Below are 16,121 nucleotides of genomic sequence, written 5' to 3' on the forward strand. Positions count from 1 at the left end.
CAACGATGCGATTTCAATGTTTGAAATACATGTCGGGGAATTACGTGCGACATTTTTGAGGAACCATAACATGAGGCGCCGCAAAGACCCCACGCGGAAGACAGTCCAAGCAGAAGACAACTCAAGCCCAGAAGACCCCCACAACCCCGACAACCGCCACAAGCACGGGGGCGCTGCACCCATTATGTGGCGGTGCACCCGTTACGTGGCGCTGCACCCGAACAGAAGAGGTGCATTGCCTACGGATCGGGTGCAGCACCCCAACAAACAAGAACAAACGCGGAACTGACACGACCCATCCACTCCCTGCCGCACCCCTCCATGCGCAACTGGGCCCTACAGGTGGCAGGACGGGCACGCCGCCCACGCGGCCCACGCCGCCACCTGCACTCCGGCCCACTCCGGGGGATTCCAACACCTCCTATACCCTTACATGCGAAGAGCCGATTAACCCCGCCGGCCGCGCCGCGTCGCAACGGCAGTGAGCCGATCGCCCGTCAGGCGGGCCAGCCTGCGGGGTTCTCGGAAACGAGCGCGCGCACCAGGTTGGGGCCCTCCGCGGTGGCGAGGATGCCGCGATACTGGGGGCGGCACGCGAAGCAGCCGATGGTGCGCTGGAGCTGTGCCGGCGTGAGGCTAAGGCACGTGATGTCGATGAGCGTGGGTGTCGGACTCGCCGTGGTCATGACGTGAGCGATGGTGACGACGTCCCTTTTTACGGTTGGGTATTCGACGGCGGCGATGAAGGGGGCCTGATCCCAGGGGATGCGGATCGGCGTGGGGGAGAGCAGCGGGTGGAACTCCAGGTGGGTGGGGGACAGCGCCACAAGAGGGCCGTCGTGGATCGCGCGTGGCCGGTAGGCGGTGCCGCGGCGCATCGCGACAGCGCCGACAGCTCCAGCAGCGCCCAAGGCCACGCACACGACGTCAAGGGCGGCGGTCAGAGAGGTGCCGGGGGAGGACGCGAGGATCGTGCGTGTGAGCGCAACAGAGATCAAGGAGACGGGGAACAGAGACAACAGCAGGAAGGTCTCCGCGGTGATCATGTAGATGGGGGCTGTCATCGGGGAGACGGTCACGGCTGCGTTGGAGAGGGTCACAGTCGGCCCGCGGCGCTGCCTGCGGGACACTTCCCCGGCGAAGTACACGCGCGTCGCCGCCATGCCAACGAGGAGGTAGACCAGGAGCACGTAGAGGCTCAGGGGGCTGAGCCACAGGAGGAAGACGTTGAGCGCCGCCATGAAAACGTAAAGAAACGCGCTGACGGTCAAGAGAGCCGGAATCGACGACTGCGGAAGAACTTCGTATTTGTTGGTCAGTAGCATCAGCGTCTTCTTTCTGTTGTGATCGGCGGACGTGTCATGGGTGCGCGACGAATACACATCTGCAGTTAGGGCGCTTGCAGGATCGCGCGGGCGAGGGCGACTCCCTCCGGCAGTGCGAGCGTTGCGAGCTTGTCCGGGTTATGTGCGAAGTAGTTGGTCAGGCGTTCCAGCCATGTGAACGGTATTGGCGTTCCCGTCATGTCGAAAACCAGCTTATCCTCGCTTCCGTCAATGGAGACGTACATCAGTGGGGCCTGGCCGAAGGTAGGGGTCATAGGCTCGAAGCCCACGATCGTCGGATGCAGGTCCCACGGAATCTGCGCGGGGGAATCATCGACGAGGGGATGAATCTCGAGATGGTCGGGGGTCAGCCTGATGATCGACCCTCTGTCCTTCATCGAGGGGTGGTACGTGGACGACATGTAGATGTAGTAGAACAGCACCGACACAAGGAGGCCCATGACGACGCTGATGATGGAAGCCAGGATCGAGTGGGACAGCGCCACTTCGATGACGAGCGCGACCGGAGCGCATGAGATTCCGACAGCGCTGGAGATGCGCTGTGCCCGAAGAGCGGTCAGGGAAGGACGCACAGCCAGTCCAACGCCCTCGACGTGCGTGATCCAGCCACTGCCTCGGCGCGCAACCTGCCTGAGCGCGAGCACCGCGGATGCGATGCCGAGGAACAAGCAGTAGACGGAGAAAAAGAGGGCGATGCCCACCGGTATCCGCGCCGTCAGGAAAGGGAAGATGAGGCCGACGATCGAGAAGAAGATGGCGGGGCGTACCCAGTTGTTGGCCTTGGCGTGCGCCTTGTCCGCGTCCCACGTGCTGATGAGCCCGCTGTGTTCCATCATGTCTCCTTCGTCGTTGACATATCAGCATATGTCATGCGGTCAGGTCGCGCTGGCGGTTCCCCGGCCTCGTCGTGGGGATCCATCGAGAGGTCGGGGCCCGCGTCTCAGGCGTCCGGGTCCTGCCCTCGCAGGAGCGCGCGCACCACGTCGACGCCGGTCTCGGTGCCGAGAACGCGCCGCCGCCGGGGGTTGGAGGCGAAATAGTCAATAAGTCGCTCGATCGCGACGTAGGAGAGCCCCGGGTCGCTGAAGCGAAGCCATAGGACGCTATCTTCGCCATCCTTGGTGCAGTGAATGGCGGTCGCTCCCTTGATGGTCTCACCCATGCCAACGATATAGCTCCAGGCGACCGTCTCGATACGAGGGACGAAGTCTTTCTCGGCGATTGCGAAACCATCGGGGACGAGAATAATCATTTGCACATGTGCGCCATGTTCACGCGGAAAGTAAACATCTGGGACTTTCACGAGTAGATAGATGATGAGAAAGCCCGTGCCGAGCGACATGAGGAAGCCATTCTTTGTGCTCGACGAGAATGCGAGAGGAATGAGGGAGATAGCAATGCCGCTCAAGCCCCATGCGATGCCGGCAGCACGACTCCGGGCAAAGGTGGTGTCCCCTGTGATCAGTAGCTCGGTGACCGTGCGTTCCTCCTGGCGCGACGTAATGGCAGCGATCCTCGGCCGGCGGCTGGGTGCGCGCGAGTAGGCAACAGCGGCTGGAATGAAGGCGACGAGGAGAATGCAGACGATAGCGAGCCCGTAACGCAGGCCGAGGGCGGGGAAGTCGAGTGCGATGAGCGCAACGAAGACAAGTGCTGCCGCGACTCCGACGGCATAGAAGCACGCGGGGACGATCCATGCTCGGCGCATGATGGCATCGGCTTGTGCTGGGGTGAGAGGTCGGCGGATGAGGGTTAGGGGGAGCATGGGCTAGCCTGCCGTCAGGATGTCGGCGATGAGCTGCGGGCCCTGCGGTGTTCCGAGCGTTGCTCGATCCTCTGGATGAGCGACAAAGTGGTTCATGAGCCGCGCGAGTTGCCAGTAGCAGATGGACATCCCCCTCATCTCGAAAACGAACGCATCCTCGGAGTCTCGGGTGGATACGTGCATCAACTGGTGTGGCTCATTGGCGGCGACGAAAAGCTCGAAACCCTCAATCTGGGGGTTGCGATCCCAACGGATACGTGTCGGGTTGTCGTGCAGGAGGGGCTGAATCGACAGGTGATCGGGGCCGAGCGTGATCAGTGGCGACCGGTGAATGCGTGAGGGACGATACTCCGTCATCTTGAGCATTGTGTACCCGAGGAATGAATACGAAAAGCCCAGGATCAAGCCGCTCATGGCGTCTGGATGAATGAGGAACAGAAGGAGGGCGATGGGGCCGCAGCTCATCAAGAACACGGAGCTGATCGACGAGACGTAGAAGGGGAAAATAAATGGGTAGAGGGCGATCCCTTCCGGCTCGACGTGCATGAGGACTCCACGGCGCTGTCGAGTGATGTCCGCGAAGCCGAGTGTCAGGAAAACGAGCGCGAGGAGAATCGGAACTGCGACGAAAAAGAACGTGTAGGCGATCGGAAAAACACTGCGGATGCAGAAAAAGAAGACTGCAAAACCAGCGCAAATGGCGGCGGTAACAAAGCAGGTGCGCGCCTGCGACAGCCGCTCGTCCGCATCGGACACGCTACGCAATGAACTGTCCGCCATCGTCTTCTCCTTCGTCGTTGACATCCCAGCATATGACATGCGGTCAGGACGCGCTGGAGCTTCCAGGCCTTGGCCCCCGCGCGGCCCCGCGAGAGGCGGTGACCTAAAACATGGTAGGTTCACCTTGGACGCACACGCGCCTCCGAGCACTCCCCATCGAAGGAGCCCGATCCCATGAGCACAACGCCCACCACCCCACACCGCGTGATTACGCGCCAAGTCGTCGAATGGGCGGCCTGGGACTGGGGCAGCGCCGCCTTCAACGCGGTCGCCACGACCTTCGTGTTCACGACCTACCTGACCACCAACGGCGTCTTCACCGACCATGGGACCGCCTCAAGCTGGCTCAGCATCGGCATGACTATCGCGGGCCTGTTCATCGCGCTCCTCGCACCCATCACGGGTCAGCGCGCCGATCGACGAGGCCGTGGCGGGGTCTGGCTCGGATGGTTCACCGGGGCGGTTGTCCTGTGCATGCTCGCCATGTACTTCGTCCACCCCGAGTCGGTGCTCGGACCCAAGGGTGCCCTCATGCTCGGCATCGCCCTGCTGGGCCTGGGCAACGTGTTCTTCGAGTTCGCCTCCGTGAACTACAACGCGATGCTCAACCACCTGGGCGAGAAGGAGGACCGCGGCAAGATTTCAGGCTTCGGCTGGGCGTCCGGCTACATCGGCGGTATCGTCCTGCTGCTCATCCTCTACGTGGGCCTCATCGGCACCAACCTGCTCGGCGTCCCCACGGACGAGTACCTGCCGATCCGTATCTCCATGGTGATCGCGGCCCTGTGGCTGGGCGGCTTCGCGATCCCCGTCCTGCTCAACCCCCCGCTGCCCGCGAAGGTGTCGACCGGGGATGAGCACGAGTCGATCATTGACTCCTACAAGCTCCTGTGGCGCACGATCGTCACCCTCAAGCGCGAGGCCCCGCACACCCTCTTCTTCCTCATCGCCTCCGCCTTCTTCCGCGACGGCCTGGCGGGCGTGTTCACCTTCGGCGCGGTCCTGGCCAAGACGGCCTTCGGCTTCAGCGCGGGTGACGTCATGATCTTCGCGATCGCCGCGAACATCGTCGCTGGCCTGGCCACCGTCGCCTTCGGCTGGGTGGACGACAAGATCGGCCCGAAGAAAGTCATCATCCTGTCGCTGTCCGCCATGGTCGTCGCCGGCTTTGGCGTCTTCTTCCTCCACGCCCGCGGCCCCATCGTGTTCTGGACCCTGGGCCTGGCCCTGTGCGTCTTCGTGGGCCCCACTCAGTCCGCGTCGCGCTCCTTCCTGTCGCGCATCATCCCCGCCGGGCGCGAGGGCGAGGTCTTCGGCCTCTACGCGACGACCGGCCGCGCCGTATCCTTCATGGCCCCCGCCATGTACGGCCTCTTCCTGTTCATCGGCAAGGCCCTCACGCCCGCCGGCGAGGACTACACCTACTGGGGCATCCTCGGCATCATGCTGATCCTCCTCGTGGGCCTGGGCCTGACCATCCCCGTGAAGGCGGACCGCGCCACCCTCCACCACATGGAGGGCTGAGCGCCCAGGGGCACGAGGCCGCCCAGGCGCGCCCCGGCCTCGTCCCCAAGGGCCCTGCGCCACACACATCGTCCCCGACGCGACCGAGCATGTCTTCGGCCGTCGGGGACGATTCCGTATCCGGGCAGCCTACGGGGAGGCCGGAGTGAAGGCGGTGAGCGTCTCGTTGCCCGACGCGATGAGCAGGTCATCGTAGGCCCACGCGATCGTCGACGCAGCGTTGAGTTTCGACGATACGTACGTCGCCTGCTCCTCCATGCCGAAAAAGAACGAGTCCCCCAGAGCGGAACTGACGCTTCGTACGTACGCCGCCGAGCCGTCGGCGGAGGCGCGCACGACCTGGGGGTCAAAGCCCTGCGGATACAAGGCCTGCGTCGGGAAACTATCCCCCGGATTGATGTCGGTCGTATCGCCGCCGTCGGTGGGGGTGAGTGTCAGGACCAGCGCGGTGCCCGGGGAAGAACCCGGACACTGGACGCTCGCCGTCGTCCACGGCGCGACGCCGCTCGTCAGGAAACCACCCAGCTCCTCCAGGGTGGGGACTCGCCCGTCTGCCGCCGGCACGCGCGTCAACTCAGCCCCGGCCTCGTAGGTCCCAACCACCGCCCCCGCAGCGCTGTACGCCGTGGAGGAGCCCTCGCCCGAGACGAGCACCCCGTCGCTGGCCAGGGTCACCATGGGGGACAGCGCCCCATCCGGCGCGGGAGCCTCCCCGAGCGTCGTGACCTCTCCCGTGCGGGGATGAACGACCTGCGGGGCCTCGTGCGCCACGTCCACCGGGACGACGACGGTGGCCTCGTCGCCGCTGCCGACAACGGCGCTCGCGGGCGTCGTGAGGAGCGAGGGGCTCAGACCCGCGCGGCTTTGGGGCGAGGTCGTGGCGGACCACAGCTGCGTCCACTCGCCCGCGTTGAACTGCCAGCCCGCGCAGGCCTCGACGGTGTCGCAGGTGACCAGGACGTCGTCGACCACCCCCATCGCCAGGGCCGCCCCCCAGGGGGCCGCCGTCAACGTTGAGCTCTCCCTGTCCACGACAAGGCCGCTGAAGAAGATGTGGTCCTGCGTCGAGGCCGAGGCCGGGGCCGCGTAGGGGAGGATCCGGTCCGGCTTGGGGCCGCTCGTGGTCCACAGAATGGTCGGATTGACGCCGGAGATGTCGTAGGCGGACAGGGTCGAGGTCGCCTCATCACCGATGCCGTAGGTGAGCACGTACAGCGTGGATCCCTCGACGAGGAGCTGGGCGGGCACCGCGGACGGCGCGATGTCCAGGGTCCACGCGGTCGCCACCCCCGAATTCCATGTGGGGGACAGGGTGTTCGTGTTGGTCGCCTGTCCGTGATACCCACGCACCTGCGAATCCGCCAACAGCTCAACCCCCGCCGCTCGTATGTCACTGTGCGGCACGGGGTAGGGTGCCGGGCCCAGGTAGAGGCGCGCAATGAGGCCAAGGACGACGCCGAGGACCGTCAGGAGGCCGAACTTGGCCAGGGGGGAAAGGCCCCGTTTGCGCGCCGAGGACGCATCGGAGAAGTCACCCGGAGGGTCGATGAACGTCACGTCAACTCTTTTCTGTCGCAGGGGCCGACTCGGTCACGGGTTCGTCGGTGTGAAGGCCACGATGCCGCTGTTCGTGACGCCGACGACGAGGTCGTCGAACACCCACGTGAGCGCCGTGGCGGAGGTGAGTTCGGCCGATCCGTGCGCGACCTGCCCCGACACGTCGAAAAACAGTTTCGTGTGCGTGCCCTCGTCTTTTTCGGCGTAGAGCACCGAGCCGTCGGAACTGGCGCGCACCTGAGCGGGCCAAAACTGCGGGATGGTGGTGGCCAGATCGTTCTTGTTGGGATCCAGATCGTGAATGGCACTGGCGTCGGTGAGCTCCATTGTCAGCACGAAGCGGGGGTGATTCGCGCTGATGGGAGGGACCCTCACCGTCGCGGTCGACCACGCGGGGACCCCGCCGTCCAGGAAGGCGCCCAGTTCGGACACGGTGGGGACGCGCCCGTCGCGCGTCGGTGTCCTGTGTACCTCCGAGCGCGACTGCGCGCCCACGACAAAGCCCTCGGCGTCGTAGAGCACCGCCGTGTTCCGGTCCGCGACGACGAGGCCGTCGCTGGCGAGTATCAGGTCGCGGGGCCTTGCCGCGGACTGGGCGTGAGGGTCGGCCAGGTTCGTGATCCTCCCGGTGCGCGGGTCGAGGATCTGCGGCGGATGAAGGGACAGGTCGATGGGCAAGACGACGGATGCGTTCTCGCCGGTGCCGATCACGGGCCTCTCGGGGTAGGTGATCTGCTCGTCCGTGGGCTTTTCTGTGGTCTGGGGGCCGGTGGCGGAGCTCCACGTGAGCTCCCACGAGGATGCCTCCAACGTCCAACCGGAGCAGGCCTCGTTACCGTCGCAGACCACGACGGTATCCCCGACGGCCGTCAGAGCGTGCTCGTCCTTCCACGGCACGAGGGACAGCGCGCCCGTCGTCGTATCGACGACCAGTCGGTCGATGATCAGGAGGTGTGCGACGGGAACCACGTGGGACGCAACGAAGGAGGGCGGCGCCGTGCCCGCCGTGCTCCACAACTCGCGGGGCTGGTCTCCAGAGACGTCGTAGGCCACGACGGTGATATCGAGGGAATGATGGTCCTGGGACTGGAAGAGGGCGTACAGGGTGGTGCCCTGCGCGTAGATGAGCGGCTTGGGGCCGATGCCCGTCACCTCGTAGGGGATCCTCCACGCGGTTGTGACGCCGAAGGCCCAGGTGGGGGAAATCGCGCCCGTGGCCTCCCCGTTCCCGGAGTAGCCGACGGCGGGCTGGGGGTCGTAGGATCGCTGCTTGTCCGCGTGGGGCGTGGGAATGCTCCGCTGGAAGCTGACGATGATGACGACGACCGCGACGACGAGCAGGACGAGGGCGCCGGCGAGCAGGGGTGCGCCCGCGCGGCGCAGAGGCCTCGCTGTCGGTGCGCGCTCGGGCGTGCGATCGCTCATGGGACGCTCCTTCGCTGTGGAACGAGGTTATGCCTCTGGCGGCGTGAAGGCGACGATCTGGCCGTTCGAGACGCCGACGAGCAGGTCGTCGAAGGCCCACACGAGGTTCTCCGCGCGATCCAGGTCGTTGGCCACGTAGAGGGTCAGGCCATCCAGATCGACGAAGTAGGAGGCCATCGTGTAGCCCTCATCGAGGCGAACGTAGGCCACCGTGGCACCGGAGTCGACTCGCAAGTCCGATACCTCGACATCGTGCTTGTCGTGGTTGGATCCGAAGTAATCGGGCATATTGACGGAGCGGCTGTTCGCTGACGCGGTGGGGTGCACGTGCAGTATCTTGTCGTCGTGAGCGCGGCCCGCGTAGTAGAGGTCATCGTGCTCGAGATAGACGGAGGCTGTGGTCCACGGCGCTTGGTCGGACGTGTCCCGCAGAAAATCGGTGAGCTCCTCCAGCGTCGGGGTATGACCGTCGTAGGTCGGGCGTGCGCCGTAGCGAATGATCTGCTCGGTCTCCACGAAGCGTCCCGTGGTGTCGTAGACGCTGAAGCTCGTCTCCCTCAACACGACGAGCCCGTCGCTCGCGGGGATGAGCGTCGGGTGCTGTGATGCGTCGTTTGTGGGATCCTTCCCGAGGGTGGTGACCGCTCCCGTGCGAGGGTCCACGATCTGCGGGGCGAAGGCGGCTAGGCGAACGGGCACGATGACGGCGGCCGTCGAACCCTCGCCAATGACGCCGTTCGATGGGCGTGACACCTCCGAGAACAGCACGCCGCTGGCTTGTTGCGGCGAAGTCGCCGCGCTCCAACGCTGCGTCCACGTGCCCGATTCGAGCACCCATCCGGTGCAGGTTGCGACCGTGTCGCAGGTGACCAGGTTTCCGTCAACGACCCCGATGGGCAGGTCGGCTCCCCAGGGCGCCAGGCTCTGGTTACCGTTCGCCTTGTCGACGATGATGCCGCCGATCAGAAGCTGGGTCTCGGTGGTGATGGGGCCGGGCGCCCGAACGGCGCCGGCACTGGGAGAGTGAGGCCCGGTCGTGGTCCATAGAGTGAGCGGCTCGTTCCCGGAGATGTCGTAGGCGGTCACGCTCGTGTCAGCGTCGTCCTGCGTGCCCTCAAGCACGGCGTACAGGGTGGTTCCCTCAGCGATCAGCAGCGGGGCGCGGGAATCGTCGTCCAGCGGGATCGTCCATGCCGTCGCGAGGCCCGACACCCACTGAGGAGACAGCTCGTTCGTGTTGGTCGCCGTCCCGTGGTAGCCGATCGGGGTGGGATCCATTGACGCCTCTGAAGCTGTCGGGGACGGTGTGGGGTCGGGGTAATCGGGGTGGTGTCTGTGGTGTCTCGCCGTCGCTGCGCCGACGAGGATTCCGCTGATGCCACCGACGGCGGCCGAGGCCACCAGAGCGGCGACGATCCCGAGCACCTGGAGGGACTTGCGCGCGCGCCGCGGGCGCGCGGGAGCAGGACCAGCGGGCGAGGGCACGCCCTGCTGAGCACGGCCCCCAGGGTCGGTGCGGGCGTCCTGAGACAGCTGGGGCACCGTGATCTGGGCCGTCGGCTGGGGGACCGATGGCTGGGGAATCTGGCCGCCCGTGCTCTGATGATCGTCGTTGCTCATGCAACGTTTCTATCACACCTGCGCGCCGGGCAGTACCGGTTGCCCGCCACGGCCTCGTCAGGAGGAAGCCGGCACGAAGGCCGTGACTCCCGTCTTGCTGGCGCCGATCAGCATGTCGTCGAAAACCCATGTGCGCGATTCCGCGGCGTCAAGCTCGGCAGAGTTGAAGTTCTTATTCGTCGCCGTGTCGAAGAAGTAGCTGCCCTTCGGCGCGAGGGGGAAGTCGCGAATGAACATGACTGATCCGTCGGCGCTCGCGCGCACGTCGTTGACCAGGAAGAAACAACTGGAGGACACGTACGGACGGATGTTGTCGGGGACCGAGACCGTGCGCGTCGACGCGTCGGAGGTCAGGGTGAGCTCCAGCGTGGCGCAGTCATTGCCCGTCATCTCAACAACGCCCGTCGTCCATGAGGCGGTCTTGTCCTTCGTGAAGAAGTCACTGAGCTGCGACAGCGTCGGAGCTCCTCCATCGCGCGTGGGCTGCGTGACGTACCGGTTTTGGTTGAAGGTCCCCCGAATGCCGCCGACGCTATCGTAGGCATACTTAGTCTTGAGCCATGGAGCTACGATGACTCCGTCGCTTGCCTGGACGAGGTCGTAGGAGATCGTGTCGTCATCTGGATCGCCCAGGTTCGTGAGCTCGCCGGTGCGGACGTTGAGGAGCTGGGGGACCTCGCGGTAGCCGGGGACAATGAGAATCGAGGCCTGCTCGCCGCTGCCGATAAGGGCGCTGTCAGGGGCCGTGTAGTCCATGTGACCCAGGCCGAAGATGCTCTGTTTCACCGTCGCAGCTTTCCACACCTGAGTCCATTCACCGGACTCCTGCGACCAGCCCGTGCAGTAGCCGTAGGTGAGGCAGGTAACCACGATGCCCTCGGAGACGCCCAGGGGGTATGCCTTGCCCCACGGGGCCTGGGTTATCGTTCCCGTCGCCTTATCAATGACGAGGTCGCGGAAAAAGAGCAGATCGTCGTCCCAGACGAACTGAGGAGTGTAGGTTTCGTATGGGTCCACCGACGTCTCAGCGTTCGTGTTCCACAGGAGCCTTGGATCGGTTCCAGACACGTCGTAGGCCATGACCGTCACGCTTTTGCTCCGCGCCGTCGTCGGCCGATCGGAGAAGACAAGGTAGAGAGTCGACCCCTCAGCGTGGACGTGCGGGGCGAAGATAGACATCTCGGGGTCGATGGGGATCGTCCATGCGATCGCGATCCCCGACGCCCACTCGGGCGACAGGGAGTGAGTGTTGAGCGCTGTTCCGCGGTATCCGGGCTCGCGGACCGGCTCTCCCGCCTGCTGCGTGGACGAGCGGAAAAAAGACGTCCCAATTACGATCGCGACGACGCAGACGCAGGCGATCAGGATGAGGCGCAGGCGCTGTTTCGCGGGGGTAACGGATTCGCCGGAATCCTCGTGAGGCTCCGGCGCGGGTTCGTGGGCGAGCGGCTCATGCTTGCCCGTGTGTACGGCCAGGGACGAGGCCGGGGCTTGGATCGCCGGGCCGGGCGCGGTCGGCGAGGCGTCCGTGACCTGCGTGAGCTCGGGCTCGTCGCCGGGCGGGGCGTACGCGAGCAATTCGGCGATGTCCGGCAGGGGATCAACGCCGGGGTGGGGCGCGACGTCCGCCCCCGGGACGCCTGCCTCCGACGCGCCGGTGTCCGCCTGGCCAGCCACGGCCTCGTCGCCGGGCATGGGAGGAGCGAACCTGAGGAACTCCTCGATGTCGGGCAGGGGCGCCAGGTCCGGCAGGGGCGCGAGCTCGGGCAGCGGCGCGAAACCCGTCTGCCCCGCGGTCTCCTCCCCACTCTCGCCCGAGGGGAGGGGGTGCGTCCCGTCGGGCGGGGACCAGCGAAAGTCGTCGTTGCTCATGGGGCGTTTGTACCACACGCGCGTGCCAGCCGGCGCGGATTGGCTGCCACGGCCCCGTACGCGATAACGGGCGGGGTGTCGTTCAGGAAATCACCGATGTCGGGCAGCGGTGCGAGATCGGGCAACGTCGCGAGATCGGGCAGCGGTGCGAGATCGGGCAACGGAGCAAACCCCGGCAGACTCCCGAACTTCCGCAGCGCATCCCCACGGCCACCAAGCCCAGCTCCTCCAACCCGCAATAGGCCGTCATATCCGGGTTATAGGATGCTGCGTGTTGCTGGTGGCGTGACTTTTTGGCTTTCTGGTGAGGGAAAGTCGGTATAGAAGGTGGTGGCATCTGCTCGCGTCTTCGTGTGGGCAGCGTCTGTACATTAACCCCGTGATTCTGCGCGCGGGCCCCGGACTGTGCGCGCGTGGGTCGGTGGGCCCTTTTACTGGTAGTGGTAACCCGTTCCTGCGCAGCTGGGCCCGATAGGTGGCAGTGTGGGCGGCCTGCCTGGGCTACCACCTGTGGGGTTAACCTGCGCATGAAGGGGCCCAGGTATCCACCTGTCCGGCCGATCCTGCCACCCCCGTGGATGATGCCGCCATCCCTGCGTCGATTGCCTCCGTAAATGGCCGCGGTTGAGCTTGTTACCCTCGAATGTGGATAGGAAGCGAGCATGCGGATAGCTTATGAACATGTGGATAGCTTCGTAACCTATCCGCAAGCGCCTAACCTATCCGCGAAGGCTGAACCTATCCGCAAGCGCCTAACCTATCCGCGAGCGGCACGCCCAGTCAGCTGCCGCCACGCATACTCGTTCCTGCGCAGCTGGGCCCGATAGGTGGCAGTGTGGGCGGCCTGCCTGGGCTACCACCTGTGGGGTTAACCTGCGCATGAAGGGGCCCAAGCAGCCACCTGTCCGGCCGATGGTGCCACCCCTGGGGCCAATGAGGCCACCCCTGAACTGAGCACATTCGTCCGCCGCTCCTGGAACTGACCACCGACCCACACGTGATGTCCTATAACACTCATATCCGGAGCGGACAAGGTAGCATGAGACATGTCGGGGCCTCCCAGCGTTTGAAGTGTTGCAACCTCAATCATCGGGCAGGCCCCGACCCCATGCCAACACTACCCCCACACCCCAACATGCGAAGAGCCACATTGGTGGAATAGAGGCGCTTGGCCACGTGGCGGACCGAACCACGGCCCCGTACGACTCGTCCCCGACGCGACCGAGCATGCTCTCGGGCGTCGGGGACGAGTCGTGTAGAGAACCGCTTACACGGTCCGCGGTGTCACGGCGATCACCTCACCGCTACGCGCCCCGACGAGCAAGTCGTCGAAGACCCACACCAGGTTCGTGGCCTCGTCCAGCTCCGGCGACACGTAGGTCAACTCCCGTTCCATGCCGAAGAAGAAGGGACCGGTGGGGGACGACGGCAAGCACTGGACGAACAGCGCCTTACCGTCTGCGCTGGCGCGCATCTGTGTGGCAGGCCAGTTGGCCGGCAGGGCGTGGTTGGAGTATGACTCACCGGGGTTGATCGTGCGGCTGGAGTTCCCGCTGGTCGGGCTCACCGCCAGGAGATAACCGTTGACGTCCTTCGAATGGGGCCGCTCCACGGTGGCCGTCGTCCATGGGGCGCTGCCCTGCGTCATGAAAGAACTGAGTTCTGCCGTGGTCGGGAGAGCGCGGTCTGACGCCGGGAAATGGTCGAGCGTCCACCCGGCCCCGACAGTGCCCACGACCTCGCCCGCGGTGTTGTAGGCAATACTCTCCTTCTCGCCGGCGACCAGGACTCCGTCGCTCGCCAGCGTGACCCGGGAGACTGAAGGGCCTGCCGCGGAGGGGGCCTCCCCGAGCGTCGTGACTGCGCCCGTGGCCGGGTTGATGAGCTGCGGGGCCTGGTGGGCCTCGTCGACCGGGACGACCACGGCAGCGCCCGCGCCGCTGCCGATGACGGCGCTCGCGGGAGCCGTCAGACCCGAGTGGGCCAGGCCCGCGCGGCGCTGGGGCGAGGTCGTCGTGGACCACAGCCTCGTCCACGCGCCCGAGTCGCGGGACCAGCCGGCGCACGAGCTGAAGGTGTCGCAGGTGACGAGGACGCCGCCCGCCACCCCCATCGGCAGGTCGGAACCCCAGGGGGCCTGCGTCTGGGCACCGGTCGAGCGGTCGACAATGATGTCACTGAGCAGAATCTCATCCTGGGTCGAGACGGAGGATGGGAACGCCTCGGTGCGAATTCGGGACGGTTGGGGCCCGGTCGTGGTCCACTGGGCGACCGGCTCGCTGCCCGACACGTCGTAGGCGGACACCGTGGCGACGGCCTGGCTCCCGCTTCCGTAGGTGAGCACGTACAGGGTCGACCCCTCTGCGATCAGCTGCGCGGGCAGGAGAGCATCGCTGGTGGGCAGGGTCCAGGCCGTTGCGACGCCCGAGGCCCACGCGCTGGAGAGCTCGTTCGTGTTGGTGGCGCTCCCCCGGTAGCCGGTCGCATCCGGATTCGTTTCCTGCTCCGAGCCGGTGATGTGCGGAGGTGGGGTCGCCGCTGGGCCGGGCAGCTGGTGGGCGCTCGTGCTCAGCGAGGGCGCGAGGAAAGCCCCGAGGCTCGCGACGAGTGCGACGCCCGTCGTCAGGAAGAGGCGCGTGGGTCGCGTGGGCGTCGTCCTTGCGGAGGCCGCGTACTGGGGGGCGTTGGTGCTCATGGGTGTGTCATTTCTGTCGTTGCTCGGGTGGGCGTTCTTGGGCGGGTGTTCAGGGGTTGGAGCCTCACGAGGCCTTCGGCGTGAACGCCACGACGCCGTCGATCGTCACGCCGATGGCCAGGTCGTCGAAGGCCCACGAGAGGTCCTCGGCGTCGTGGAAGTCCGCCGACCCATGTCCCCGGCCGCTGGCCGTGTCGAAGAAGTAGCGGTTACCCGTGGTATTGGCTTCGACGGACTCGACGTACACGACCGACACGTCGGCGCTGGCGCGGACCTCTGAGGGCCAGAAGGGGCTGGAGTGGTACTGGTCGTTGTTGGCGGGATCAAGATCGAATGCTGGGCTTCCGTCGCTCGGCGTCACCGTGAGGGCGACGGCCCCCGTCTGGGCAGTGACCACGGCATTCGACCACGCGGGCAGGCCTCCGACCAGGAAATCGGTGAGTTCCGATGTGGAGGGCACGCGTCCGTCGCGCGTTGGTCTTCTCAGCGACTTCTCGTAGGAGTGAACTCCCGTGATAAAGCCGTCGGCGTCGTAGGCGACGACAAGGTCGTCGTTGAACGCCACGATCCCATCGCTGGCAATGGCGAAAGACACCACGTTGTTGTCCCTATCCCTGAAGGGGCTCGCAGAGGCGGCGTCCGTGACCTGCCCGGTTCGCGGATCAATCAGCTGCGCCAGGTGCGTCGGCGAGTCCACCCGCAGGACAACCGACTGGTGTTCTCCGGCACCGATCACGGGAGTGTTGGGGTACGTGAGCATGGCCGAGGGGGACAGGCCACCCCGTTGGCGGGCTGTGGTTGTCTCCCACCGGCGCACCCACGAGGAGGACTCCTGCGTCCAGCCCGAGCACGCCTGTTTCTTATCGCAGGCTACGACGATGCCGTCAATGGCCGCGAGCGCCTCCGACCCCTCCCATGGGGCCAGGGACTGGGCGCCCGTCGCCTTGTCGATGACGATGCTGCCGACGATGAACTGATCCCCGTCGGACACGAAGCTGGGTCGCCCAAACGACTCGGGGCGGGGGCCCGTCGTGCGCCACAGCTCGCGTGGCTGCTCGGAGGAGATGTCGAAGGCCGCGGCGGTGACCTGGCGGGCGGTGGGATTGGGGTCTTCGAAGAGGGTGTACAGGGTGGTGCCCTCCACGGTCGTGAGCGCCCGGGGGCCGTACTGTGAGGATGGGAAGGGGATCCTCCACGCCGTCTCGACGCCCGAGGCCCAGGCGGGGGAGATCGATCCCGTGCTCGTCGCCGCTCCCGAGTACCCGACGGTGGGGGTGGGGGTGGGGGTGGAGGTGAGTGAAGGGTGAGGGTCCTGACCCCCCAGGGTCTGCGTGAGCTGACGAATGCCGAAGACTGCGGCCAGAACGACGATGACGCACAGAAGAGCCACGAGGAGGACTGGCTTCCCGCGTCTCCTCGCGTGGGGCCGCGCATTGGCGGGCTGGGGGATTGGGGGCGTCCCGCTCGGCGGCACCCACTGCTCGGCCTGTGGGGGAGTGTTCGTGCCCGGATGATCGTCATTGCTCATGAGTAGTTT

11 protein-coding genes are annotated in these 16,121 nt (G+C 65.8%); 1 reads left to right on the forward strand and 10 read right to left on the reverse strand.

What is annotated here, in order from left to right; all coding sequences use genetic code 11:
• Positions 1-497: 497 nt before the first annotated feature.
• From O3669_RS04665 to O3669_RS04680, 4 genes are all read right to left on the reverse strand, one after another.
• Positions 498-1,241, reverse strand: coding sequence for a hypothetical protein (locus tag O3669_RS04665; RefSeq protein WP_295920218.1), 744 nt, complete (start codon positions 1,239-1,241; stop codon positions 498-500).
• A 149-nt stretch (positions 1,242-1,390) separates the two neighbouring features.
• Entirely contained in the window at positions 1,391-2,182 is a 792-nt protein-coding gene (locus tag O3669_RS04670) for a hypothetical protein (protein ID WP_295920219.1), read from the reverse strand.
• Between the two features lie 104 nt (positions 2,183-2,286).
• Positions 2,287-3,054 (reverse strand): hypothetical protein, encoded by a 768-nt coding sequence (locus O3669_RS04675; protein ID WP_295920220.1) that lies wholly within the window; start codon positions 3,052-3,054, stop codon positions 2,287-2,289.
• Between the two features lie 60 nt (positions 3,055-3,114).
• On the reverse strand, positions 3,115-3,915 hold the full coding sequence (locus O3669_RS04680) for a hypothetical protein (RefSeq protein WP_295920222.1): 801 nt from the start codon (positions 3,913-3,915) through the stop codon (positions 3,115-3,117).
• A gap of 150 nt (positions 3,916-4,065) precedes the next feature.
• Here O3669_RS04680 and O3669_RS04685 point away from each other — a divergent pair, with 150 nt between their 5' ends.
• Positions 4,066-5,415 (forward strand): MFS transporter, encoded by a 1,350-nt coding sequence (locus O3669_RS04685; protein WP_371523843.1) that lies wholly within the window; start codon positions 4,066-4,068, stop codon positions 5,413-5,415.
• A gap of 129 nt (positions 5,416-5,544) precedes the next feature.
• Here the strand turns inward: O3669_RS04685 and O3669_RS04690 are convergent, their stop codons facing one another.
• From O3669_RS04690 to O3669_RS04715, 6 genes are all read right to left on the reverse strand, one after another.
• On the reverse strand, positions 5,545-6,972 hold the full coding sequence (locus O3669_RS04690; protein WP_371523844.1) for a hypothetical protein: 1,428 nt from the start codon (positions 6,970-6,972) through the stop codon (positions 5,545-5,547).
• Positions 6,973-7,005: 33 nt separating this feature from the next.
• Positions 7,006-8,397: a hypothetical protein gene (locus O3669_RS04695; RefSeq protein WP_371523845.1), complete on the reverse strand. Its 1,392-nt coding sequence runs from the start codon at positions 8,395-8,397 to the stop codon at positions 7,006-7,008.
• Between the two features lie 27 nt (positions 8,398-8,424).
• Positions 8,425-10,017, reverse strand: a complete 1,593-nt coding sequence (locus O3669_RS04700) for a hypothetical protein (RefSeq protein WP_371523846.1) — start codon at positions 10,015-10,017, stop codon at positions 8,425-8,427.
• Between the two features lie 57 nt (positions 10,018-10,074).
• Positions 10,075-11,889, reverse strand: coding sequence for a hypothetical protein (locus O3669_RS04705; protein ID WP_295920230.1), 1,815 nt, complete (start codon positions 11,887-11,889; stop codon positions 10,075-10,077).
• A gap of 1,267 nt (positions 11,890-13,156) precedes the next feature.
• Complete coding sequence (locus O3669_RS04710; RefSeq protein ID WP_371523847.1) at positions 13,157-14,584, reverse strand: hypothetical protein; 1,428 nt, start codon at positions 14,582-14,584, stop codon at positions 13,157-13,159.
• 64 nt (positions 14,585-14,648) lie between these two features.
• Positions 14,649-16,112 (reverse strand): hypothetical protein, encoded by a 1,464-nt coding sequence (locus O3669_RS04715; protein ID WP_371523848.1) that lies wholly within the window; start codon positions 16,110-16,112, stop codon positions 14,649-14,651.
• Between the last annotated feature and the right edge of the window lie 9 nt (positions 16,113-16,121).

It is taken from the genome of Pauljensenia sp. 20925_1_34, from assembly GCF_041432775.1.
Lineage (GTDB): Bacteria > Actinomycetota > Actinomycetes > Actinomycetales > Actinomycetaceae > Pauljensenia.

Excerpts from the sequence above, each read along its gene's own strand:
- O3669_RS04665 (WP_295920218.1), bottom strand. The coding sequence starts at position 1,241 with ATGGCGGCGCTCAACGTCTTCCTCCTGTGGCTCAGCCCCCTGAGCCTC.
- O3669_RS04670 (WP_295920219.1), bottom strand. The coding sequence starts at position 2,182 with ATGATGGAACACAGCGGGCTCATCAGCACGTGGGACGCGGACAAGGCG.
- O3669_RS04675 (WP_295920220.1), bottom strand. The coding sequence starts at position 3,054 with ATGCGCCGAGCATGGATCGTCCCCGCGTGCTTCTATGCCGTCGGAGTC.
- O3669_RS04680 (WP_295920222.1), bottom strand. The coding sequence starts at position 3,915 with ATGTCAACGACGAAGGAGAAGACGATGGCGGACAGTTCATTGCGTAGC.
- O3669_RS04685 (WP_371523843.1), top strand. The coding sequence starts at position 4,066 with ATGAGCACAACGCCCACCACCCCACACCGCGTGATTACGCGCCAAGTC.
- O3669_RS04695 (WP_371523845.1), bottom strand. The coding sequence starts at position 8,397 with ATGAGCGATCGCACGCCCGAGCGCGCACCGACAGCGAGGCCTCTGCGC.
- O3669_RS04700 (WP_371523846.1), bottom strand. The coding sequence starts at position 10,017 with ATGAGCAACGACGATCATCAGAGCACGGGCGGCCAGATTCCCCAGCCA.
- O3669_RS04705 (WP_295920230.1), bottom strand. The coding sequence starts at position 11,889 with ATGAGCAACGACGACTTTCGCTGGTCCCCGCCCGACGGGACGCACCCC.
- O3669_RS04710 (WP_371523847.1), bottom strand. The coding sequence starts at position 14,584 with ATGAGCACCAACGCCCCCCAGTACGCGGCCTCCGCAAGGACGACGCCC.
- O3669_RS04715 (WP_371523848.1), bottom strand. The coding sequence starts at position 16,112 with ATGAGCAATGACGATCATCCGGGCACGAACACTCCCCCACAGGCCGAG.